The 23,905-nt window shown below is 52.9% G+C and carries 23 protein-coding genes; 8 read left to right on the top strand and 15 right to left on the bottom strand.

Annotation, left to right across the window (positions count from 1 at the left end):
* Positions 1-36: 36 nt before the first annotated feature.
* Positions 37-1,401, top strand: a complete 1,365-nt coding sequence (locus BLQ82_RS01440; protein WP_062526892.1) for an MATE family efflux transporter — start codon at positions 37-39, stop codon at positions 1,399-1,401.
* Positions 1,402-1,576: 175 nt separating this feature from the next.
* Here the strand turns inward: BLQ82_RS01440 and BLQ82_RS01435 are convergent, their stop codons facing one another.
* From BLQ82_RS01435 to BLQ82_RS01410, 6 genes are all read right to left on the bottom strand, one after another.
* Positions 1,577-1,837 (bottom strand): hypothetical protein, encoded by a 261-nt coding sequence (locus tag BLQ82_RS01435; protein ID WP_062526688.1) that lies wholly within the window; start codon positions 1,835-1,837, stop codon positions 1,577-1,579.
* Between the two features lie 208 nt (positions 1,838-2,045).
* Positions 2,046-3,512: an esterase-like activity of phytase family protein gene (locus BLQ82_RS01430; protein ID WP_062526686.1), complete on the bottom strand. Its 1,467-nt coding sequence runs from the start codon at positions 3,510-3,512 to the stop codon at positions 2,046-2,048.
* A gap of 229 nt (positions 3,513-3,741) precedes the next feature.
* Complete coding sequence (locus BLQ82_RS01425; protein ID WP_042266591.1) at positions 3,742-4,002, bottom strand: metal-sensitive transcriptional regulator; 261 nt, start codon at positions 4,000-4,002, stop codon at positions 3,742-3,744.
* Between the two features lie 15 nt (positions 4,003-4,017).
* Positions 4,018-6,504 carry an FAD-dependent oxidoreductase gene (locus BLQ82_RS01420; protein ID WP_062526683.1) on the bottom strand — a complete coding sequence of 829 codons (2,487 nt, stop codon included), beginning with the start codon at positions 6,502-6,504 and terminating at the stop codon, positions 4,018-4,020.
* A gap of 113 nt (positions 6,505-6,617) precedes the next feature.
* On the bottom strand, positions 6,618-7,589 hold the full coding sequence (pfkA, locus tag BLQ82_RS01415; RefSeq protein ID WP_020428967.1) for a 6-phosphofructokinase: 972 nt from the start codon (positions 7,587-7,589) through the stop codon (positions 6,618-6,620).
* 63 nt (positions 7,590-7,652) lie between these two features.
* Positions 7,653-8,735 (bottom strand): tetraprenyl-beta-curcumene synthase family protein, encoded by a 1,083-nt coding sequence (locus tag BLQ82_RS01410; protein ID WP_062526890.1) that lies wholly within the window; start codon positions 8,733-8,735, stop codon positions 7,653-7,655.
* 224 nt (positions 8,736-8,959) lie between these two features.
* Here BLQ82_RS01410 and BLQ82_RS01405 point away from each other — a divergent pair, with 224 nt between their 5' ends.
* Complete coding sequence (locus BLQ82_RS01405) at positions 8,960-10,192, top strand: MFS transporter (RefSeq protein ID WP_062526681.1); 1,233 nt, start codon at positions 8,960-8,962, stop codon at positions 10,190-10,192.
* A 410-nt stretch (positions 10,193-10,602) separates the two neighbouring features.
* On the opposite strand, the gene BLQ82_RS01400 is transcribed toward BLQ82_RS01405, so the two are convergent.
* Entirely contained in the window at positions 10,603-10,800 is a 198-nt protein-coding gene (locus tag BLQ82_RS01400; RefSeq protein ID WP_019911834.1) for a cold shock domain-containing protein, read from the bottom strand.
* A 172-nt stretch (positions 10,801-10,972) separates the two neighbouring features.
* On the opposite strand from BLQ82_RS01400, the gene BLQ82_RS01395 reads away from it, so the two are divergent.
* The 6 genes from BLQ82_RS01395 to BLQ82_RS01375 all read left to right on the top strand — a co-directional run bounded on the left by BLQ82_RS01395 (position 10,973) and on the right by BLQ82_RS01375 (position 15,830).
* On the top strand, positions 10,973-11,206 hold the full coding sequence (locus BLQ82_RS01395; RefSeq protein WP_020430876.1) for a hypothetical protein: 234 nt from the start codon (positions 10,973-10,975) through the stop codon (positions 11,204-11,206).
* Between the two features lie 6 nt (positions 11,207-11,212).
* Complete coding sequence (locus tag BLQ82_RS31725; protein ID WP_020430875.1) at positions 11,213-11,383, top strand: hypothetical protein; 171 nt, start codon at positions 11,213-11,215, stop codon at positions 11,381-11,383.
* 258 nt (positions 11,384-11,641) lie between these two features.
* Positions 11,642-13,432 carry an oligoendopeptidase F gene (pepF, locus tag BLQ82_RS01390; protein ID WP_062526679.1) on the top strand — a complete coding sequence of 597 codons (1,791 nt, stop codon included), beginning with the start codon at positions 11,642-11,644 and terminating at the stop codon, positions 13,430-13,432.
* Positions 13,433-13,518: 86 nt separating this feature from the next.
* Positions 13,519-13,839 (top strand): LapA family protein, encoded by a 321-nt coding sequence (locus BLQ82_RS01385; RefSeq protein WP_062526677.1) that lies wholly within the window; start codon positions 13,519-13,521, stop codon positions 13,837-13,839.
* Positions 13,840-13,972: 133 nt separating this feature from the next.
* Positions 13,973-15,016 carry a M42 family metallopeptidase gene (locus BLQ82_RS01380; protein ID WP_062526675.1) on the top strand — a complete coding sequence of 348 codons (1,044 nt, stop codon included), beginning with the start codon at positions 13,973-13,975 and terminating at the stop codon, positions 15,014-15,016.
* A complete protein-coding gene (locus tag BLQ82_RS01375; protein ID WP_062526673.1) occupies positions 15,000-15,830 on the top strand; it encodes a hypothetical protein in 831 nt (276 codons plus the stop codon). The genes BLQ82_RS01380 and BLQ82_RS01375 overlap by 17 nt, the downstream gene beginning before the upstream one ends.
* An 85-nt stretch (positions 15,831-15,915) precedes the next feature.
* On the opposite strand, the gene BLQ82_RS01370 is transcribed toward BLQ82_RS01375, so the two are convergent.
* The 8 genes from BLQ82_RS01370 to BLQ82_RS01335 form a co-directional block, all read right to left on the bottom strand.
* Entirely contained in the window at positions 15,916-16,407 is a 492-nt protein-coding gene (locus BLQ82_RS01370) for a DL-endopeptidase inhibitor IseA family protein (RefSeq protein ID WP_062526671.1), read from the bottom strand.
* A 177-nt stretch (positions 16,408-16,584) separates the two neighbouring features.
* Entirely contained in the window at positions 16,585-17,070 is a 486-nt protein-coding gene (locus BLQ82_RS01365; protein ID WP_062526669.1) for a tetratricopeptide repeat protein, read from the bottom strand.
* Between the two features lie 77 nt (positions 17,071-17,147).
* On the bottom strand, positions 17,148-19,085 hold the full coding sequence (locus BLQ82_RS01360) for an ABC-F family ATP-binding cassette domain-containing protein (RefSeq protein WP_062526667.1): 1,938 nt from the start codon (positions 19,083-19,085) through the stop codon (positions 17,148-17,150).
* A gap of 44 nt (positions 19,086-19,129) precedes the next feature.
* Positions 19,130-19,735: a TetR/AcrR family transcriptional regulator gene (locus BLQ82_RS01355; RefSeq protein WP_062526665.1), complete on the bottom strand. Its 606-nt coding sequence runs from the start codon at positions 19,733-19,735 to the stop codon at positions 19,130-19,132.
* Between the two features lie 73 nt (positions 19,736-19,808).
* Positions 19,809-20,609: a DUF92 domain-containing protein gene (locus BLQ82_RS01350; protein WP_062526888.1), complete on the bottom strand. Its 801-nt coding sequence runs from the start codon at positions 20,607-20,609 to the stop codon at positions 19,809-19,811.
* 24 nt (positions 20,610-20,633) lie between these two features.
* Positions 20,634-21,257: a fumarylacetoacetate hydrolase family protein gene (locus BLQ82_RS01345; protein ID WP_062526663.1), complete on the bottom strand. Its 624-nt coding sequence runs from the start codon at positions 21,255-21,257 to the stop codon at positions 20,634-20,636.
* Between the two features lie 41 nt (positions 21,258-21,298).
* Complete coding sequence (locus BLQ82_RS01340) at positions 21,299-22,030, bottom strand: glycerophosphodiester phosphodiesterase (RefSeq protein ID WP_074647601.1); 732 nt, start codon at positions 22,028-22,030, stop codon at positions 21,299-21,301.
* Positions 22,031-22,070: 40 nt separating this feature from the next.
* Positions 22,071-23,468, bottom strand: coding sequence for a CapA family protein (locus tag BLQ82_RS01335; RefSeq protein ID WP_062526661.1), 1,398 nt, complete (start codon positions 23,466-23,468; stop codon positions 22,071-22,073).
* Positions 23,469-23,905 lie beyond the last annotated feature (437 nt).

Below are 23,905 nucleotides of genomic sequence, written 5' to 3'. Positions count from 1 at the left end.
CTTTAATAAGAATTAAGAATAATGGGCTTAAATATAATGATACCTACTACTTCAATGAAACAAAAAGCAAGACAATTTCTGTATATTTTATTTCCCATCCTCATTACACAAATTGCCCTGTCAGCTATAACCTTCTTCGACACGAACATGTCCGGCAAATTCGGTACGGACGATCTGGCCGGTGTAGCTATTGGAACCAGCCTGTGGGTTCCGGTTCAAACAGGACTCAGCGGGATATTAATGGGGATAACACCGTTAGTGTCCCATTTGATGGGAAGTAAAAAGGAAGGCGACGTAGCATACCAGGTCACTCAAGGCATATGGCTGTCTCTGCTCGTGTCGCTGCTTGTCCTGGTATCTGGAACCTTCGCGCTGTCACCGGTGCTTCATTTCATGAATCTGGAGCCGCAGGTTCATGATATTGCCTTTCGTTTCCTGTGTGCGATCTCAGTCGGAATTATTCCGCTTTTTGGTTACACGGTTGTCCGCAGCTGTATTGATGCTCTGGGCCAGACACGGGTCTCCATGTTCATTACGCTGATTGCCCTGCCGGTCAATGTAGGGCTCAACTATCTGCTGATCTTTGGTAAATTCGGTTTCCCCCGCCTTGGCGGTGTTGGTGCAGGGGTTGCATCAGCGATTACGTATTGGGTGATCTTCGGCATCGCTCTGATGTTTGTCTACCGCTCCGAACCCTTCCGGAGCCTCCGGCTGTTCCGCAGCTTTCACTTTATGTCTCTGCGCAGCTTCAAAGAGCTGCTAAAAATCGGCGTACCGATCGGCTTCTCCATCTTCTTCGAAACGGCGGTCTTTTCAGCCGTGACACTGCTCATGAGCCGGTTCGACACAATAACTATTGCGGCCCATCAAGCGGCCATTAATTTTGCGTCCACCCTATATATGATCCCGCTAAGCATTTGTATGAGCCTGACGATTCTGGTCGGCTTCGAGAACGGGGCCGGCCGGCAGAAGGATGCGCGCCAATATGGAATCATGGGCATTGGAACAGCGGCTGTCCTCTCACTCGCTACAGCTCTTGTACTGCTGTTCGCAGGCAGCCATGTTGCCGGACTCTACTCCGATGAGCCTGAGGTCATTTCACTCATCAAGCATTTTCTGATCTACGCCATTTTCTTTCAGATTTCCGATGCCATCGCCACTCCCACACAGGGGGTCCTGCGGGGCTACAAGGATGTAAATCCGGCATTCATCATCTGTTTTGTTGCCTACTGGGTAATCGGCCTTCCCACCGGATATCTGCTGGCTACTTACACCAGCCTAGCGGCATACGGCTACTGGGTCGGCCTCATCGCAGGTCTGGCCATCGGGGCTATCCTGCTGCTGTCCCGCCTGGTTAAAGTGCAGCGGCGATATGCTCACAACAAGCCGAATACTGCGTAGAATACCGGCAGCTTAAACCTCTAAGCCTCATCGAAGCGTCTGCATGATTCCTGCTACAAGCGGCTTTTTAAATTTCCGAAAAAATACAGCTGCAGCCCTAGACGAGAAAATATAGTCTTAGACTGCCGCTGTATTATTAAACCAATGTCTCTCGTTAGTAGTTCAAATCGTCTAACTATTTGCCTCTTACAGCATCTTTAATATAGCTCTTCGCTTCAGCTTGGGTTAATTGTATAGATTTAATAGATACATCGAACTCTTCTCTATTTGTCTCATTGTATAATATCTTTTCGCCAAGTGAATTAAGCCCCCCAATTAGTTCGTCTCCTAAAGAAGGGATTCCACTCCGAACCTCAATTACGGAGAAATCATTGTCTTCGGTCTCTACAGCAAAAAATCCTAAACGCCTATATTCTACATAAACTCGGCCCTTCATTAATCATTCTCCCTTCACACCACAAGAATACCATATATTGGTACTGAATTGTCCGTTAAAGCTTAATGAGATTATGGCAGTCTAAAACTTTATTTTCTCAGTCCACAACTTTTTTCAGTCTAATAGTTATTTCTTTAACACAAAGGGCGTTCCAAAAGCCGTTTTATGGCTTTGGAACGCCCTTTATTGGGTTAGCCTAAGGGTTCACTTAAGGCGTAATAGTGTAAGGCAACTGAAAGGTCCACAGGCTCGTGCCATTCTCCGCCGAATCGCTGCCTACACCAAAATCGTTGTCATTAATAATGGCGATGGTGCTGCCGTCCACCAGTGTCAGGCCTTCAATCTTTTCATAAGGAAACTGGAAGGCCACGGCATCCAGCACCGTGCGCTTGGAAGGAGGCATAATAGCCGCTGCTGTCAGATTGGAAGTGCTCATCTCTTCCAGCGTCTTGCCGCCAGCTGCAGCCTGGTCATATTTGCCCAGAATATTGGTAGCATCGGATAAATCGATCTGGAAAATCCGTTTCAGCTCGGCCTTATCTCCTGCGTTCTTATCCCGCTCATCAACAAGGAGTGTATGGTCATTGACGGCGTACAAATCGGAGATCACGATATCCGACTGCTTGAGGTCCTTGAACTGTGCAGCATCCTCTGTGACATAAACGTATTCTGCGGTTGGAGCAAGTGTGGCCAGGTCTATCTTGATAATGCGCAGCTGACGGGAGTTATCTGTACTCTTGTCAGGATTGCGCAACGGGCTTTGCATCGCCATGAACATCGTGCTGCCGTCGGGTGTAATGCCTACCGCTTCTGCACCGCGGTTTTGGCGGAGCTTGTTGTAAACCTCCGGCAGCACCTCGCGGGCAGGTACCAGCGGCGTGCTTATTTTGTTATTTCCCCAGCCCTTGGGTACGATGCGCTCAATCAAGGTGCCGTCCCGCTTGACGTGAACGATGGACGGGCCGTATTCGTCAGAAATCCAGAAGGTATCATCCTTGGGATTATACGCCAATCCTTCAATATCAAGACCATAAGGATCATAGCTCAGCTCCTTTTCGCCCTTAGCATCATACGGTGCCTCGTCCCGGCCCTTGATGTTGCCTACACCCGTTATGTTGGCGGTCCCGCTGACCGGATCGATGCCATTCACCTTCAGCGGAATTTTGTCCAGAATCTTGATTTCTCCTGCGGATGCCTCAATCTTGTAAATGGTAGGCGTATAGTCAGACAGCGGGAAGGTCCGCCGCGTAGTGTCTTTCACTTTCAACTCGCCGTTCGGTCCCCGGTCCGCCGTAGAATAGAAGATATTAGACGGGTCACCGGGCAGATGGGTCAAGGAGGAGCCTACTCCCATCTTGATTCCCGGGGCCAAATCCGCTGCCTTCAGGTTATATTTACCGGTTAACTTGGGTTTGTCTGTAAAAGCCACGCTTATGCGGAACTGATCCCAATCCACGTACTTGTCCATCAGATTAGCCATGCCGCGTACCGGCACAAACAGGCTTCCGTCCGCTGATCTCATTTCCGCCGCCGGTGCTTCCAGTGCCTGTCCGTTATTGCTGTACTTGATCTTGCTTTTGCCTGCCGCCTGCTGCGAATCCGCGACGGCATTACCGCTGCCAACAGCTAATGCAAGCACCGCTGCGGTCATGACGGCATATGGCTTTCTCTTCATCTGAATAACACCCCTTCATGTCATTTATTACTGATTTTTTAAATATATCATCCCTTTGTTTTCTGTATATTTTTCCAATTCTATGATTAGGTTAAGGTTGGACTTTCACCAACTGGATAATGCGCGCCTCTGGGCACGCCAACAAAAAAATGACGCAAAACGGTTGCCCGCTTATACGTCATTGTTTTGTGTCTGGAGCCGCCGGAGAGGCTCTTTGGCCGGCTAGCGGTTAGCGGCTCTTCACGAGCAGCTCCACCGCGTCTTTTATGACTTGGTTCGGAGAATTCCCTTGTTCCAGCTCCTCCTGTATACAGTGCTCCAGATTGGCTCCGATGACGGCACCTGCCGTACGGTCTACTGCCGTTCTTATGGCGGTCAGCTGGATAACAATCTCCCGGCAGTCCTGCCCTTCCTCCAGCATGCTTAACACTCCCCGCACCTGTCCTTCAATGCGCTTTAGTCTGTTTTTGATCCCTTTATCGTACTCCATTGCTATCCACCTCCTTTAGATGAACAGATTGACGCCTGAATCCTCAGCAGCGCCCAAATAACTGGCTACACCGCCAAATTCAACGCCTGCGATTAGCTCCTCCTGCTTAATGCCCATAATATCCATGCTCATCGTGCAGGCCATCAGCTTCACTCCTGCATGGATTGCACCCTGCATCAGTTCTTCCAGAGAATCCACATTCTTGCGTTTCATGGTGCGGCGGATTAATCTGGCTCCTAGACCGCCCATGTTCATTCTGGACAATGGCAGCTTTCGGGTTCCTTGCGGCATCATCAGACCAAACAGCTTATCCATCGCCTTCTTTTCAACCCGGGGCCCCTGCTCACGCCGCAGCAGGTTCAATCCCCAGAAGGTAAAAAACATCGTAACCTGCTTGCCCATGGCTGCCGCGCCCGAGGCGATAATAAAGGAAGCAATTGTCTTGTCCAGGTCACCGCTGAAGACAACCATGGTCGTCCCATCCTTTACGTCCCTCACTTCTGACATTGGCAAGGAGAATGAGGCTTCCGCTGGCTGCTGTATCCCTTTACGCACTAAAGCCTGAACCTTGCCTCCTGAGACCTCTACAGACTCCAGCGTATTCTGTGTTTTGAGGCACCACTGGCGGATATCTGCAGCAAAGCCGAAATCAGTCGCTGCAATTTCAAGCTGCTGCCCGTCTTTCATGGACTGCACGGTCTCATACACCTTGAGTATAGGGCCAGGACACTGTAAACCGCAAGCATCCAGCACCAGCCGCTGACCAGCAGGTTCTGGCTTTTTTTGATCCACCGCTGCCAGCAAAGAAGTGCCCGCTTCACCTGGCTGTTCCCCTGCATGTGGAGCAGTCCCTGTGTCTCTGTTCATGACAGCGTATGTTTTATAACCTCCGTCAACATTTTTTACATGAAAACCGTGCTGTTTAAGCATTCTTGCCGCGATGTACCCTCTGAGACCGACTTGACAGGATACCGCAATCTCTTGGTCAGGAGGAATTTCTGCCAGACGGTCCCTCAAGCCGGAAAGTGGAATATGGATGGACCCGGGAATATATCCGGCGAGACGCTCTACCTCATCCCTGACATCAATAATGAGCCCGCCAGTCCGGGAAAACTCATCCACCTCATGCCACTGAAGATTCTGCACCATACCTTCCATCACATTTGAAGCCACATATCCGGCCATATTTACAGGGTCTTTGGCAGAAGAATAAGGAGGCGCGTAGGCCAGCTCGATATCCGCCAGTTCATCTGCCTTGAGATTGCCGCGGATCGCGGTGGCAATGATATCAATCCGTTTGTCGGCGCCTTCACTTCCCACTGCCTGAGCTCCGTAAATATCTCCCGTATGGGGGTTGAACAGCAGTTTAATGGCAATGGGTGCTGCACCAGGATAATAGCCTGCATGTGAATTCGGATGAATGTGGATAGCCTCATATGGAGCCCCCAGGGATTTGAGCATTTTCTCATTATTCCCGGTTAGGGCTGAGGTCAGGCCAAAGGTTTTGATAATCGCTGTGCCCAAAGCACCCTCATAGGCAATGGACCGGCCATTGATATGATCAGCGGCAAGACGGCCCTGACGGTTGGCCCCCCAGGCGAGTGACACCATCGTTTCATAACCTTGAACCCGGTCCTTGACCTCAATAACGTCACCGACTGCATATATAGCAGGATCACTGGTCTGGAGTGAGGCATTCACTTTCACAGCTCCCCGGACCCCGAGTTCAAGTCCGCTGTTTCTGGCCAGCTCATTCTCCGGTGTTACTCCGATCGCCAGAATAATCATATCCGTAGCAAGCTTTGCACCGGAAGCAAGCTGAAGCAGCCTGCCTTCCTCTAAGACGGCCTCGACGCCTTCATCTAGTCTGAACTCGACTCCATGCAGCCGCATATGCTCTTCAACAGGTCTTGCCATTTCCGGGTCAAGCGGGTTCAAAATTTGCGTCCCCCGGTCAATAACCGTCACTTCAAGACCAAGCTCCCTCAGATTCTCCGCCATCTCCAGTCCGATAAAACCCGCTCCAATCACCGTGGCATGCTTAGGATGCTGATGATCGACATAAGCCTTAATTCTGTCAGTGTCCGGAATATTTCGCAGGGTGAACAGGTTATTGGCACCGGTGATGCCCGGAATTTGCGGCACAATAGGCTTTGCCCCGGGAGAAAGAATCACAATATCATAAGGAATCTGCTGGATCTCTCCTGTGGCTGCACTCCGGGCAATGACATGCTTGCTTACGCGGTCAATAGACGTAACCTCCGTCAGAGTCCTTACATCTATATTGAACCGTTGCCGTATCCCTTCGGGAGTCTGCAGGAACAGCTTCTCCCTGGAATCAATCCTGCCGCCAATGTAATACGGGAGGCCGCAATTGGCAAAAGAGACATGCTCCCCCCGCTCCAGCAGAATAATCTCATCCTGCTCATTTAGTCTGCGCAGGCGTGCAGCCGCTGAAGCCCCGCCCGCTACTCCGCCGACAATGATAATCTTCTTCCCCATTTATATCTTCCTCCTTAATATACCCTATGGGGTATATAATATACGGGTGGGGGTATACAGTCAAGTCAAAAAAAGACCGCCTGTTGAAGGCGGTCCGGATGAAGCCTATTCTTTTATTGGGAAAGACGGGACGCCAGCTCGTACAGCTCAGTGTCGAAGTCTTTTTTGGTATTCACTACGAGATCGATATCGGTAAGTGTCAGCTCGCCTTTGATAATGCCGCAGGCTTTATCCGAATGGCCTTCAATCAGGGAACGGACAGCAAAGTCGCCCAAACGGCTGGCCAGGTTGCGGTCACCAGGTGTCGGCGTGCCGCCACGCTGAATATGTCCCAGCACTGTAACGCGTGCATCCAGCGAGGAATGACGGTCTTTCAGTGCCTGAGCCACATCTTCGCCCTTGCCTACGCCTTCAGCGACAATCACAATACTATGGCGTTTGCCTCTGGCGAAGTTGTCGCGCATACGGTCGGCTACCTCATTCAGATCATAAGGCATTTCCGGTACCAGAATCGTTTCGGCACCGGAAGCAAGACCCGCGTGCAGCGCGATATCTCCGCAGTGGCGTCCCATAACTTCAACGATGGATGAACGCTCATGTGAGGACATCGTATCACGAAGCTTATTGATGGCATCAACTACAACACCTACCGCAGTATCAAAGCCAATGGTATAGTCCGTGAACGAAATGTCATTATCGATGGTACCCGGCAAAGCCATGGTGTTAATACCCAGCTTGCTGAGCTTGTTGGCTCCTTTGTAAGAACCGTCACCGCCGCAAACTACCAAACCGTCGATACCCATCTCGTTCAGGATATCTGCACCCTTTTGCTGGCCTTCAGGGGTCAGAAATTCCAGACAGCGGGCAGACTGCAGAATCGTGCCTCCGCGCTGGATAATATCACCTACACTGCGCAGATCCATCGGAAAAATGTCGCGGTTGAGCAGCCCCTGGTAACCGCGCTGGATTCCGAACACTTCAATGCCGAAGTAGATTGCACTGCGCACCACAGCGCGAACTGCAGCGTTCATGCCCTGGGAATCTCCTCCGCTGGTTAATACTGCGATTTTTTTCACGTTTGCCATCCTGTTTGTTCCTCCTTAAAATTGTGCGGAGCCCGTTTTTAATCAGATCATGCCCCACAGCCTCTAATACATATGCCTGCGGATCCAACGGCTGTTCACGAAGAAGAACAGTCTTGTCAGTGGACTTCTTCTCATGAGACGTCTGGATACAGAGCGAACCTCCCGCTGTTCGCTGACTTTCGGATCGGATAAATACAGTGCCAGCAAGCCTTCGATGACCATGCGATGCATGGAGGTCTCGGGCAGATTCCGGACATCCCTGCGGGCCCACTCCACAATGGAGGCGATCCGATTCAGCATGGTATCGCTAGTGTCATAATAATTGCAGAAATTGAGATCTCCGCCGGCCCGGTCTTCATCCTGATCGATCAGGTAGTCCAGCATAATGTGCAGTCCGCATAAATGCGGAAAGTATGCCGCCCGGATGGAAGCCGCTGCCGAGGTGCTCAGCTTTGGATCACAAGAAGCCAGAAAAAGCATAAAAACGCCGAGGGTAGAGCCCGTTGCTGCCGCAAACTCATTCCACTGCAGATGCGGGGCCACCTTGCCCTCCACCTCCCACCATTCCTTCAGGGCAGCCTCCCTGAGTTCGGGGCGGATGTGTTTGTAAACCTGCAAATCCGTATAGAGTACGGCCAGACCACGCACCTCTTCAACCGCCGCGGCATAACCGGGCAGCTGCGCAGTCATCTCCTGGCATTTGCGGACAAGCCTGTGCAAATATCCGCCATCGTTCTGCTCACTGCGGAGCGCATAATAATTAACAGGCTCAGCCTTGGGATTGATAGCGTCCAGCATGGATTGATGCAGCAGTCTGAAATCGGCAGGATCAAGAGAAGTGCTGCGGTCACATAGGTTGTCCAGATAATCACTGATCGTTTGATAAGCAACAATAAGCGGAATCAGTATATGCCGCATCGACAAATTGCCGGCGGCATATATTCCGCCGCCCTGGCAGTGAAACTCTTTGGTCTCAATGCTGGCAAGCGCTTGCTTCCGCAGCTCGGGATCGGGAATCCCTTCCGCATCCTGGCGCCAGAAATGAAGACATTCCCGCACTTCCGGCAGCACGTACTTGTAGACCCTGCTCATCAGCCCAATCGGGCCGCGAGGGCTAAGGTAACGGCCTTGCTCAAATTCATTCAATGACAGTGCCTCCACATTGTTGTCTCCTTATCCAAATCACCATTATTATAATATGCAGAGCGTATTTGTACAAACAACAAAATCACTTTCGCAAAACTTTGAAAGATTCAGAAACAATAATTTCCCGGACATCTGAGGTATGCTTTATGCTATACTAGAACGCGTTCATCACTAAAGTATATGGATACCAAACCGTATTTCATATTCGGAGGAGTGCAGGCATCATGTCACCAGGACGGAGCAGCGGCCAGTACAGCGATCAAAACTGGCTGCGATCCTTTATGTTCACACTTTTCGGCACCAGCGTGCTTGTCGTCTCTTATTTTCCTTTATTCTACACCCATTTAGGCTTCACCAGCCCGCAGATCGGAATCCTGTATTCCATCGGACCCCTGATCTCCATTCTGTCCAACCTGTTCTGGAGCATGGTCAGCGACCGGCTGGGCACCATCAAAAAAATCATGGCCATTCTTCTGGCAGGCCAACTGGTTACTGCACTCATCCTGGCAAGAGCCACAGATTTTGGGGTGGTTATGCTTATTTTGTCCCTTTTCTATTTCTTCTATTACCCGCTATTCCCTCTTGCAGATACGATGGCGATCAAAATTGCCCAGCGTCATGGGCGCAACTTCATTACCATCCGGGTTTTTGGCTCGCTGGGCTACTCCTTTTTCGCGCTGACGATCGGTTATGTGCTGAGAGCATTGGGCTCGTCCTCCATCATAGCCGTCTGTATTGTAATCGTAATCATTGCGCTTCTAATCACCATTGGGCTGAAGGATGCCAAGCGGACCGAAGAGAATATGCAGCACGCTGCTGATCCAGCAGCCGGGCCGGCCAAGGCTGGAGGACTGAAACAGATTTTGCTGCAAAAAGAAGTGCTGTGGTTTTTCGGCAGTGTATTCGTTCTGGCCATTGGCTACAGAATGAATGAAGCGTTCCTTACACTCAGCCTGAAAGCGATGAATGCAGGTGATGAGATCGTCGGCTGGTCGCTGCTGGCCTCAGCCTTGAGCGAAATCCCCGTCTTTTTTGCCCTGAGCAGATACGGTGACAGGTTCAAGGAGCTGCCTCTGCTCGCTTTTGCCAGTCTGATGTTCGCCGCACGTTTCCTGTTCATGGCGCTGGCGAATGAGCCTGGTGCCGTTGTTGCAATCCAGGCCATGCACAGCGTCTCCTTCGGCATATACTACGTGACGGCCGTCCGGTACATTACGCGGATTATCCCGGATCATCTCCGTGCAACCGGTATGGCGGTCTTTACGGTCGTCTGGTCCAGCGCAGCCGGTCTGCTGAGCGGCACCTTTGGCGGACTTATCTATGAAGATGCCGGACGCACCGTTCTCTATGTGGTGGCAATGAGCTTTTCGCTGCTGGCCTTTGCCGGTTTTTTCTCCAAACATCTGGTGGATACAGGATTCGGTTTTGGACGTTATTCGCGCAGAAAAGATTATTAGACTCTTGCTTCGCCCCGGCGGCAAGCCCAAGTGGAAAAAGTAAACTTAAATTTCCCCAATCCCCCACCTCCGTATGCCATAGTTGGAAAAAGGATAACTAATCCGGCCGTTCCCACCCTTTCAGGTGATTGCGCTCAAAATAAGTCTACTTTTTCCATCTACCTCCTCTTAAGCAGGCCATTGCTCCAATCTAAGTAAACAAATTCCACTTGAATCTCCTTTCCCGGGGCCTTGGCCGTACAATTACCTCCAAGTGAACCACAATTTTGAGCTTGTATCTTTTCCTGTAAAACAAAAAAACACAGTTCCCGTAAGAACTGTGTGCTTTGAATTTCTGGTTACCACTCTTGCAAGTGCTGCCATTTCAAAAATATATGTTGTGACCGACAGTCATGCTGTCCAGCCGTTTCTTATAATTTAACTACGTTAGCTGCTTGAGGACCGCGGTTACCATCAGTAATATCGAATTCTACCGCTTGGCCTTCATCCAAAGTCTTAAATCCGTCGCCTTGAATTGCTGAGAAGTGAACGAATACATCTTCGCCGCCTTCTACTTGAAGAAAACCATAGCCTTTTTCTGCGTTAAACCATTTTACTGTACCTTTCAAATGAACAACCTCCTAAAAATACCGCCATATATGACGTATGCTTACATTATACCCCAACTCTGCCTGCAAAGCAATCCACGATTTCCCTTATCCAGTGATAATATTTGCTTTTCACTTACCCCGTGCGTTATCATTGAGCCAAAAGTCAAAAATCGCCAGGGTGGTAATGAAAATGATCAAAAAACATGAAATATACAAAACAGACAAATGGAATATGATGACGGTAGAGGTTCAGGGGCGCTATATTGTCCTCCGGGAGATTTCCGACCAGTGGGGAGAAGAAACGCATACTTTTATGAGCCGTCCGGCCATGATGCAATGGGTCAACAACCGCTTCAACAAGGAATCGTACAAGGATAATGAAGAAGAGTACAAGAACATCATGGCCGCCTTTAAAGAGGTCTAGCCGCAGATGGATAACGAGAATTTAGTCATCTATATTATTGTTGTTCTATGCCTGGGAGCCGTACTGGTCATGGGCAGGGAAAAGGTGCCGCCGCGCCTCAAGCGCGGCATGGCACTGACTGCGGTAATTCTGATTGCCTTGGCTTTTGTCTTCATTATTTATAGCTTGGTGGCATAACTTTTGCGGCTCATTCTTAAGGGCGCGTATTCAAACCCTGACATTGGAGTATAAATACACGTCATAGGATAAATAATCAGGATTTGGCAGGGCATACTAAGTCAACCTTAAAGTGCTAAGGAGGCTTATGTTATGTCCTTTACTGTCAAGTCTCTCCCGTTACTGCTTGCCTTAAGCCTGCTGCCGGGAGATTTGTCTTTATACGCCGCACCGCAGAAGAATATGCCTACTACATCCCATCATCCGAGGAGGATTTCTATGGAACAATTATTGAAGAGAAGTGAAGTGCCCGCCGAGAACCGCTGGAAGCTTGAAGATATGTTTGCTTCGCAGGAGCAATGGGATGCGGAATACAAGGAAGCCAAGGAGCTTATTCACAGCGCCTCCGGTTTTCAGGGCAAGCTGGACTCACCGGATGCACTCAAAAAGTGCTTCGAGCTGGACGACAAGCTGTCCCTGCTGACCGAGCGCCTGTATGTCTACGCGCATATGCGCCAGGATGAAGATACGGCGGCTCCAACCTATCAGGCCCTTTCCCAAAAGGCAAAGAAGCTTGGAGTGGAAGCCGGAGAAGCTACTTCTTTTATCACACCGGAGATTCTGGCCTTGCCTGATGAGAAGCTGGACCAGTTCATTGCCGACGCTTCCCTCTCGGATTACACCTTCACCCTGAAAGAAATGAAGCGGGAGAAAGCGCATATCCTGTCCAAAGCGGAGGAAGCACTCCTTGCACAGGTTGGCACGCTGGCCCAGGCCCCGCAAACTGTGTTCAGCATGCTCAACAATGCCGACCTCAAGTTCCCGAAGATCAAAAACGAGGAAGGCAAGGAAGTAGATCTGACGCACGGAAGCTACATTCAATTTCTGGAAAGCCCCGACCGTGAGGTGCGCAAAAATGCATTCAAAGCGGTCTACGAAACGTATGGCAAGCAAAAGAACACCATAGCAGCAACACTCAGCGCGAACGTAAACAAAAATGTCTTTTACTCGCGTGTGCGCAAGTATCCTTCCGTGCTGGAAATGTCCCTCTACGGAGACAATATTCCCAAAGAGGTCTACACCAACCTGATCGATACGATTCACGAGAGCCTGCCGCTGATGCACCGTTACATGAAGCTGCGCCAGAAGCTGCTCGGCGTTGACGAGTTACATATGTATGACCTGTTCGCACCGCTGGTGGATGAATACAAGCTGGATATCACTTTTGATGAAGCCAAGAAAATTACCAAAGAAGGCCTGAAGCCTCTCGGCGAGGATTATCTGAGTGTGCTGCAGGAAGGCTACGACAAAGGCTGGATTGATGTCTACGAAAATGAGAACAAACGAACCGGCGCATACAGCTGGGGAGCTTACGGCACGCACCCATATGTGCTGCTGAACCATAACGATAACCTGAACAGCATGTTCACGCTGGCGCATGAAATGGGCCACGCCCTGCATTCCTACTATTCGGACAATGCGCTGAAATACAGGGATGCACAGTATACCATTTTCCTTGCGGAAGTGGCATCTACGACCAACGAGGCGCTGCTGATGGATTATCTGCTCAAGAAATCCACAGATCCAAAAGAAAAGATGTACCTGCTCACTTATTATGCCGACCAGTTCCGCACTACTGTATTCCGGCAAACGATGTTTGCTGAATTCGAAAAGATCATTCACCAGCGCGCCGAAGAAGGCGAATCGCTGACGCCTCAGGACCTGTCGTCCATCTACTATGATCTGAATGTCAAGTACTACGGCAAGGATATGGTGGTTGACAAGGAAATTGAGATGGAATGGGCGCGGATTCCGCATTTCTACAACAGCTTCTATGTATACAAATACGCTACCGGCTTCTCGGCGGCAACCAGCTTCGCCAAGCAGATTCTGGAGGACGGCAAACCGGCGGTCGACAAGTACCTCGGCTTCTTAAAGAGCGGCGGCAGTGATTATTCAATCAACATTCTCTCCAAGGCAGGCGTCGACATGTCCACTCCTGCCCCGATCCGCGAAGCGATGAGTGTGTTCGAAAGCGTGATTGAGCAGATGGAACAGTTGACCAAATAAGCCATTAAGCTTAGTATTACTGTAATCCCTTGCCCTTTGCGGGCAGGGGATTTATCTTGTCACCCATGCTCAAAGGAGGAAGTTTCATGAGATTGCAATGGTCACTGATATTAGGTCTGATCTTCGCCCTTCTGACCGCTGTGTTCGCAGTCATCAATGTTGACCCGGTTGAGGTTAATTTCTATTTTGATGTGGTCAGTATTCCGCTGATCCTGGTCATTCTGGGCTGTGCACTGATCGGCGGGGTTATTGTCGGCTCCTACGGCATTTTCCGCCAATATAAGCTGCAGAAGCAAATCAAGGGCCTTACAGCAGAGCTGAACAAGCTCCGTGATGCGGGGAATTCCCTGGATGCGGTGTCGATGGATCAGGATAGCTTATCTGCCAACAGCACATCCCAGCTCTAAGCTGACCTGCACGAAAATCAATGTGAATATAAATCCATAGTTTCATAGAAAAGCTATATAAATGACCCTAACCCAAAATTAAAAATAACATGTGCAGTTTATATCGCTTATAAAAAACAGGAGGACTATAATCTTGCTTACCATTCAACCTAACGAGGCGTATATCTTATCGGTTCTAAAAAAACTGCTGGACACCCCCAGCCCCAGCGGCTTCACGGCACAGGTCATGAAGCTTGTGGCCGAGGAAGCGGCAGCGCTGGGCGTCCCCTTGAGCTGGAACGAAAAAGGCGGAGTGATTCTGACCGTCCCCGGACTTGACCCTACACGCACCATCGGCATCAGTGCCCATGTGGACACACTTGGAGCCATGGTGCGCTCCGTTAAGCCAAACGGCACGCTGCGCCTGACCTCTGTCGGCGGCTTCACCATGAACAGCATCGAAAATGAATATTGCGTCATCCATACCCGTACCGGATTAACCTACACCGGCACGATTCTGAGCAGCCACCCCTCGGTCCATGTCTACGCGGATGCGCGTGATTTCAAACGTTCGGAGGAAAATATGGAGGTCCGCATTGACGAAGTGGTCTCCACCAAAGACGACGTGCTGAAGCTCGGCATTGCCGTCGGTGACTTCATCTCCTTTGATGCCCGGGCGGTGATCACGCCGAGCGGCTATATCAAATCCCGCCATCTAGACGACAAAGCCAGTGTGGCGGCATTGCTGGGTCTGCTGGAGAGCATTAAGCGCGAAGGCTGGAAACCGCTGCACAATCTTTCCCTGCTCATCTCCAATTATGAAGAGGTCGGTCACGGCGCGGCCTGGATTCCCGGTGAGATCAGCGAGATGATCGCCGTTGACATGGGCGCCATGGGTGATGACCTGAGCTGCAAGGAGACCGATGTCTCCATCTGCGCCAAGGATTCCTCCGGGCCGTATGACTATGCCATGACCGGCAGGCTGATTGAGCTGGCGAACGGGCTGGCGATTCCGTTTGCGGTCGACATCTACCCGCAATACGGCTCCGATGCTTCCGCCGCCCTGCGGGGCGGGAACAATATCCGCGCCGCGCTGATCGGGCCCGGCGTGCATGCCTCCCACTCCATGGAGCGCACCCACAAGCAGGCTGTGCTGAACACGGCCAAGCTGCTCGCGGCTTATGTGGGCGCGAACTGAGTTTGTCCGTGCAGCCTTGCGCCGGGCATGGCAGCGCAAGCCGCGGCTGGCCGCCGTTCTCTTAGCGGCGGCCCTTACGGTGGCCATCGTGCTGTGGACGAGGCCGCAGCAGCCGAGGGAGGCCTTCCATGGCCTCCCTCACGTATACAGCTACCTGCAGGCGGACAGCTCCGCCCAGGTGCAGCTGCATATGATGTCAGCTCAGCCTGCTGACATCCTACTGCGCAGCGCAGGTTCAGCGCTGCGCCCGATTGCCGCCTACGGGATTAACGGCGGCTTCTTCTACGGCAGCGACCTGCTGTCGGTCGCGGTCATGAATGACCGCCCGGTGAACGGAGTTCAAGGGGCGTATGGCTCGGGCTGGTTCAACGCCAAATACCCGCGTGGAACACTGGTCTGGGACGGGGCCAGCGGAGCGCTGTCGGTTCAGGTCGTCTCCTCGGGAGAGGAGCTGGACGTCACGGACCGCGGGCATTACTGGGCGCAGGGCGGCATCAGCATGAACCTGCAGCATGAAGGGCTGTGGCAGGCGGCGGCCGCCGCAGAGCATCTTCCCTATGCTGACGAGCAGCGGATGCGTTCGGGGCTGGTGTACAATGCGGACGGGAAGCTGTGGCTGATCGTCACGCCAACGCGCTGTACGGCAGAGGCATTCCGTACAGCCATTCTGGAGACCGTCCCCGGCGGGGGGCGGGAAGGGATTTTCCTCGACGGCGACGGCTCCTCGCAGATGAACGCTGAAGAGGCTCTGCTGACCGGCGACTCGCGCCCTGTCGTGCAGATGATTGCCTTGGCAGGAGCGAAGCAGCCCTAGGATAAGTATTTTATACAGGGTACGGATTCAGTGATTCCCGCTGAATCCGTACCTTTTTAAATCAAGCGGGAGCCTGCGGCAAAAGTCACCCGATGTTCAGCGGGCATGTCTGATACCGGGGGTCCGTATTTTTTTTGTCCCTGTTCAGAATACGGAGTGCTGTTCCCGACTTGGCAATCAAATAGCGGACGTTCACCGTTTCAATTTCCTCTATCGCATCCGCAGACAGGACGGCTGTCAATCGGATGCGCGCAGCTGTTCGTTCCGTGACTCTGATCCGAAGGGGAATAAAGGAAACGAGGCCGGTATCGCCTACAATAACGTACAGCCTGTTGTTCCGCGAGACGGTCTGCAGATTGCAGAACATCCGGTTGCTCATGGCAATTCCCCAGTATCGCCGGAAATAAGCGATCACCTTGGCCCTTGTGCTAAATCTCAGCGGCAGCCGCTTATACTCTACTCCGCCCACTGTAATCACCCTATTGATATCCGCAGAATCATACACATTGAACCAGGCCGTCTCCGCAGTGGCGATGAAGGCTTTTAATTCACTGTCAGTCTGGGCTGCTCTCACCATAATATCTCCTCCTCGCAATATAGTATTACAAGCTGAGGAATATGCTTGTGTACTGGTCCACGGGGAAAAGACTATAATCTTCCTGCAAATAAAGCATTCGAATCGGCACCTGTAAGCGGAAAACGGCTGCACCGTCCTGAAGAGGACGGCACAGCCGTTACGGAAAAATATATTCACTCAGTCCCACACCTGCTCCAGCTTATCCGAATAGTACAGGATAGCTTTGCGGTAGCTGCCGATCCCTTTGTCGGAGGAAGTCTCCGCAAGCAGGGTCAGCAGCAGCTTCATGGCTTCCTTATGCCCGCCCAGGTTATGCAGGGTCATGGCCAGAAAAGCTTGAAATTCCTTCTGCTGCGGGAATTCCCGCACCCCCTCCTCAAGCACTTCCTTGGACCGGGCATATTCGCCCAGCGTTCTGTAAGTGCTGCCAAGTCCCAGGAGTGCGCCCATCCGCTGCTCAGGAGGCAGGCCAAGCAACAGGCTCCGCTCGTAGTAGGGGACCGCCTCCCGTTCCAGGCCAAGCACATCATGGGTCCAGGCCAGCTGATACTGCAGTTCAGCGTTCTCCTCATCCCCGCCCAGCAGGGCAAGGAGCAATTCTCTTGCCTCTTCAGCTTTCCCGGCGGTGCGAAGGGCCACCGCGGTTTCAATGTAATCTGTCATACTCATCTGCCTCCTCGCTGCGTCTGGTATGACGCGGAAAACGCCGCTGGATAGCCGCAGCTATAAAAGCAAGCGTACTATGCTTTTCCGGCGATTTTCTCCGCAAGCTCGTTCAAATATGTCCAGCGTTCCATCAGGCGTTCCAGTTCGGCTTCACCCTGCCGCTGCTTTTCCACCAGTTCCTGAAGTTTCCCGGAGTCCGCAAAGGCGGCTTCCATCTGTGCGCTGATGTCCGACAGATGCTGCTCCGCCTGCTCAATCGCCTCGTCGATCCCTTCATATTCACGCTGCTCCTTGAAGGTGAACTTCAGCTTTTCTCTTGCAGGAGGTGCGGCTTGCGCCGTCTGCTGCTGTACCGGTGCGGAGCTGTTTTTTGCCGATCCCGCTTCTTTGACGGGGTCGCCAACGCGTGCCGGAACGTTTTTGGCCATCCATTCCTCATATTCACTGTAGTTTCCAACATGCAGCCGGATGCTGCCATTCTCAAAGGCAATCAGCTTATCCACTGTGCGGTCCAGGAAAAACCGGTCATGGGATACTGTGAACACCACCCCGGGGAACTCGTCCAGATAATCTTCCAGTACGGCAAGAGTCCCGATGTCCAGATCATTGGTCGGCTCGTCCAGCAGCAGCACATTGGGTGCGCCCATCAGGACACGCAGCAGGTAAAGGCGTCTCTTCTCTCCCCCGGAGAGCTTCGAGATTGGGGTCCACTGCATCGCCGGCGGAAACAGAAACCGCTCCAGCATCTGTCCGGCTGTAATGACGCTGCCGTCCGCTGTGCGGATGATCTCCGCCTCCTCCTTCACGTACTCTATAACCCGCATGGTATCGTCCATATCCTGATGCTCCTGGGTGAAGTAGCCCAGCTTGACGGTAGCCCCCAACTCAACTTCACCACTATCCGGCTGAAGCTTTCCGGCAATCAGATTCAGCAAAGTCGATTTACCGCTGCCGTTCGGACCTACTATACCTACCCGGTCCTGCGGTACCGCGATATAGGTCAGATCTTTAATCAGCGTGCGTCCATCGAGCGATTTGGCCAGGTCCTTCATCTCGATGATTTTGCGGCCAAGGCGTGTCGAAGCCACGGAAATATCCAGCGCTCCCGCCGATGCGGAACCCTGGCTTTCCTTCAGCTTCTCGAAACGGTCGATTCTGGCCTTCTGCTTGGTGGAGCGGGCCTTCGCCCCGCGGCGGATCCAGGCCAGCTCGGTGCGCAGCAGATTTTTGCGTTTCTGCTCCTCCGACGCTTCACGCTCCTCACGCTCAGCCTTCAGCTCCAGGAACCGCGAGTAGTTCGCTTCGTAACGGTACAGCTGCCCGCCATCCAGCTCCAGCATGACACTGGCTACCCGTTCCAGGAAGTAGCGGTCATGGGTTACCATCAGCAGCGCCCCGCGCCGCTTCTGCAGGTATTGCTCCAGCCAGGCCACGGAGTCCGTATCGATATGGTTCGTCGGCTCGTCCAGGATCAGCAGCTCGGAAGGTGTAATCAGGGCCGCCGCCAGAACCACACGCTTGCGCTGTCCGCCGGACAGCGATTCCATCCGTGCATCAAACTGGGTAATGCCCAGCTTCGTCAGGACGGTTTTGGCTTCACTTTCCAGCTGCCATGTCCCGGCCGCATCAATCGCTTGTCCAATCTGCACCAGCCGGCGCTCCAGGGCGGAGTCGCCCGGGCTGGCCTCCAGAAGAGCCAGTGTCTCCATGTACTCCCGCATGGCAGCCAGCTCAGGCTCATCTCCGGCAAAAACCTGCTGCAGCACGGTGTTATCCGGCTCATACGGCGGATTTTGTGCCAGATACTGTACCCGCACCGCATTTCCGATAGAAATTTGTCCGTCATCGGGTGTATCCAGACCGGCAATAATCTTCAAAAAGGTGGATTTCCCCGTTCCATTCACACCGATAACGCCAATCTTGTCCCTGTCATCCATACCAAACGACGCATCCCGGAACAGTGTTTTTTCCCCATAGCTCTTGGAAAGATGTTCCACGGTCATAATATTCATACTCTGTCCTCGCTTGCCTTATATTTGTAACCGGTCTGTGTTCCTTATTGCTCTGCCGGCAAATCTCCAAGTGATGCGTTCATGTTGCCGACGGCCCCTCCGATAAAGAGGCTGGCTGCAAACTTCGCCCGTTTGTGTGCTTCCTCCTCCGTGAAGAAGGGATCAAACAGAATATCCATCTTTAGCCGGTCCAGCATGCCGATGTACGACTGTGCCATCAGCTCCGGTTCGGACGCCCCGCCTTCCAGCAGCACCTTCATTACAGCCTGCATGTACTCTTCCATAAAAAGCGCCATGTAGGCGACCAGCTCAGGGTTGTTGTTCGGCGCCCGAAAAAAAAGTTTGGTATGCTGCTTGCGCTCATAATAATAAAATAGATGATGCTCAGCAATAACGGACAGCTTCCCGGTCAGGCTGCTGCATGCCTGGAGCTTGGCTTCCAGCTGCTGGAGGAATCCTTCGCAGTCCCGCCGGGTGACGGCCAGGAACAAATCCTCTTTATTTTTGAAATACAGATACACCGTGCCTTTGGCAATGCCTGCACGTTCCGCTACTTCCGAAATCTTCGTTTCGTAGAAGCCGCCTGAACCGAAGAGCTCGTAAGCGGCATCCAGAATGGCTGTATGTTTTTGAATGGATGCGCTGCTCACCGGTTCACCTCCTTCAATATTGCGAGTATAAGGTTACTTTTGTATGAGAAGGCCCAACATGGGCCTCCCTGCATCACAGCCCGCCGACCAGCAGGGCGGCCAGCCCGCCCAGAACAGAGCTGACGGCGTTCACAGCATCGTTGTTCATCCAGCGCCAGCCCCGGGCATGCACCGTGGGCTGGCCGCAATGCTGCGAAGCTTCCACCTCGCGGCCGCACACGGTGCAGCGGTTCATGCGCTGCACCGTAGCCCCCAGCACCGAGTCGGCGAAAGCGCCGACGAGGCCCCCGAGGAGTCCTGCCAGCGTAAGCAGCAGGACGGAATGCTCCGGCATGCCGGAGGCTGCCCGCAGCAGCCAGGAGGCAAGGCCGATCAGGGCGCCGCCGGCAGCGGCGGCCAGGGTGCCCGGCAGCGAGACGCCGCCGGAGGTGCCGGGCGGGAGCATCCGTCCCGTCAGCACAGAGCGGGGCGGCTTCTTGGCGAGGGTGCCAATCTCCGTCGCCCAGGTGTCCGAGGTCACGGTGGCCATGACGCCGATGAACAAATATCCCCATAGCTCCAAGGGATAAATGGCGTTCAGGAGCACCAGCAGCATGCCAAGCCCGCCATTGGCGAACACCTGGCCGGCATCCCGGCGTCCTGTTTTGTCATAAGTGGCTTCCAGCTCCGCCTTATTCTCATGATGAAGCTTCGAGAGCAGGCTGGAGGAGATGAAGAACAGCAGCAAAATGCCAAACCAGAAGGCATTCCCTGCCCCGAAATAGAGGGTTCCCATCGCAATCGCCGCAAGCATCCCGGAGAAGCTGAGGGACTGCTTATAATAAGCCGCTCCTGCTACCAGCAAAGCCCCGCCGAAGCCGATCACCCATTGCAGCACATCAAGTCCTGTCGGCATGTGTTAACCGATCAGGCAGGTGCCCAGCAGAGTCCCGCCCCAGAACAGCTCGAACGAATCGCCTGAAGCCACCGGACCTACGCCTGCCGGAGTACCGGTAAAGATAAGATCATCCTTGCCCAGCCCATAACGGGCGGCAATAAACTCCACGATTTTTTGCAGCGGAAAAATCATGTTCTTGACGTTTCCGCGCTGCACTTCCACACCATTCTTGCGTACAGTGTAATCGGTCGCTTCCAGTTCTTCCGTCTCCGGAAACGCAATGTACGGAGTCAGCGGAGCTGCGTTCTTGAAGCCTTTGGCTGGCGTCCAGGGCAGCCCTTTCTTCTGCAGATCATTATGGATGTCACGCAGGGTGAAATCCAGCCCGAGGGCCATTACATCCACCAGCTCCTGCACACTCATGCCAGGGACATAATCCCGGGCAATCCTGAGTACAATCTCACCTTCGTAGTGAATCAGACCGGCATCCTTGGGAAGCTGAATGATCGCCTTGTCGAGGGGGACCGCCGCATGGGAAGGCTTCAGAAAGATCAGAGGCTCCACCGGCACCTTGTTGCCCAGCTCCTCTGCATGCTGCTTATAGTTTCGTCCAACACAGTAGATATTGTTAACATCAGCGCCCATTCATTCTTCAGCTCTCTTTCCCGTCAATTGTATGCTTAAAGCTAGGCCTCCAGAAACGTGTCGCCCCAGATGTCAGGACGGTTCGTGCAGATCATGATCTCCGAATGCATCGCGGCCAGGCGGCGCATTTCCTTTGCTTTGTTCACCGTCCAGGCCATTACCCGTATCCCCTGCTCGGCAAGAAGCTTCGCCAGACCGGGATTCAGCCGGTCAAAGCTGATGGACAGAAATGAACAGTCCAGCTCCTTAAGCTTCCGCGCAGGGTCACCTGATCTGGAGTCGTAGATCAACCCTGTACGGAAGCGGGGGTCCAGCTCCTTGATCCGCTGCAGCGCACCGGCATCGAACGAGGTCAGAACCACTTCGTCGCGCATGCCGTGTGCATTCACGAGATCAATGACCGCCTGCTCCAGCCCCGGATACATCTCACCGCTGGTCTTGAGCTCAATGTTCAGCCTCAGCCGGCCGGAGGCCAGTTCCAGCACTTCCTTCAGCGAAGGCACACGTTCCCCGCGAAAAGCACGCCCTTTCCAGCTCCCCGCATCCAAGCGCCGGACATGCTCGTAATCCATATTTTTGACCTTGCCGTGCCCGTTGGTGGTGCGGTCCAGTGAAAAATCATGAATCACTACCGGCACGCCGTCCCTTGTGAGCTGAACATCAATTTCCATCCAGCGCACAAACGGCAGCGCAATCGCCATCCGTACGGCAGCAAGCGTGTTCTCCGGAGCTTTTCCGGAGAAGCCGCGATGGGCCACACACAAGTTTTTCATCATATGCACCTCCGGCGGAAGTATGGTCTATCTCTGAACTTTACTTGACAGCCTGAACTACGCTTCCGTCACTGCCGATCTTCACCAGACCGGAGGACAGGGACTCTACTTTGTGCAGCAGCAGCTGGCCGTCCACCTCATTCATGGGCACCGGCTGAGCCAGCTCCGCATTCATCGGCTTAAGCTTCAGGGAACACTGTCCCTCTACGCTGCATTCCGCTTGAAACACGGCGGTATCCCAGGTGGCCCGGGTTTGGGAACGGGTAAAAATAAAGTTGCCGGTGCTGTAGGCGATCCATTTGCCCTTGTAAGGCTCGATCCCTTGCAGCACATGCGGGTGCCCGCCAATGACCAGATCCGCACCCGCATCAATAAAGCTGTGCCCAAGAGACTGCTGCACGGAATCATATTGTTCCATCCGCTCTTTGCCCCAGTGCACGGCCACAACGACCAGGTCGGCCTTCTTTTTGGCGGCGGCGATAGCCTTCAGCGCTTCCGCACTGTCATACACCGAAGCTACTCCCGGCTTGCCAGCCTCCGCCTTCCACTCCATCACAGGCATCACCCGTGTGAATCCTAGCAGGGCGATACGGATGCCGTTACGCTCAAAATACTTGGCGCTGTACGCCTCTGCTGCATCCGCTCCGCCCCCCACATAGGGAATGCCGCGCTTGTTCAAGTGCTCCAGTGTGTCCAGCAGGCCTTCCTCTCCCTGATCGAGGGTATGGTTGTTGGCCAGATTGACGGCATCCACACCGGCCGCTTTTAGGGAGTCCAGTGCCTTGGGCTCTCCTTTGAATACAAACTGCTTGTTTGCGGCACCTACCCCTCCGGTGGTAATGGGGGTCTCCAAGTTGAGGACAGTCAAATCATCCTTCTTGAACATGCCGTCCAGTGCGGCGTAAGAGTAGTCATAGCCTTTTTGCTTCAGGAGCTGGCCCGCCTTCCCTGAAAAAATGACATCACCGGCAAAGTTCAGCTTGACGGTTGGCCCGGCATTCTCCGGCAGGCCGGAGATTAAGCCGCTGTCAGCAGCCTGTGGGGTTCCTGTGTCCCCTGGATCGTCCGTCTTTTCCGGGACGGCGCTTTCTTCCGGCGCGCGGGTAGGAGCAGTGTCCGTAGGAGCCGGTGTTATCTCCGCAGTCGGTGAAGGCGAATTGGAAGGCTCTGGTTCAGGTGTCGCTTCAGATGCCAGCGATGGTGTTAAGGTTGGCGGAACGGATGCAGCAGCCTCTCCTAGATCAGGTGAAGGCGAGCTGGCCACTTCCGCGACAGGCGGAGGCTGGCCGTCTTTTCCATCCCCTCCCATAAAAGAATAGGTAAGCAGTGCAGTAATCATTAAAAGCAGACTTACGTTAATCCATGCCCAAGCCGTTCTGCGCCGGCGTTTTCTGCTTTGCCTGGTATTTGTTCTGGTACGTGAACGCGGCGGATACATAGCAGCAAACAATCTCCTTTGCCCTAAAATTGTTTCTATTATAGCATAAGTCACTCCCACTCCTCCAAAAAGAGAGACAGGTAAAAGATCCGCTAATTACAAGTGGAAACGGCTACGCCGTCCTTATAAGGACGGTACCCGTTTCAGCGAGAAATAGAAGGATTATTTATAGCGCGAAGCATATAAATTCTTATATTTGCACAAAACGGCTGCGCCGTCCTTCAGCTTCACTGGACCGTGCTGCCGTCTTTGATTTCGTCTTGCATTACCTGGAGAACGCCCCCCATGAATCTACAACAACTCAAGTGGAAGAATGGGGGCTCATCTGCCCTCAGTCGCCCAGTTTCTAGCTAAATCAAAGGTATTTATACCTCTCATTTCACTCAACTGCCCATTTCTGACCAAATCAAAGGTATTTATACCTCTCATTTCACTCA

This window comes from Paenibacillus jilunlii (genome assembly GCF_900102965.1).
Taxonomy (GTDB): domain Bacteria; phylum Bacillota; class Bacilli; order Paenibacillales; family Paenibacillaceae; genus Paenibacillus_AQ; species Paenibacillus_AQ jilunlii.
This window is presented reverse-complemented; position numbering and strand designations above follow the sequence as displayed.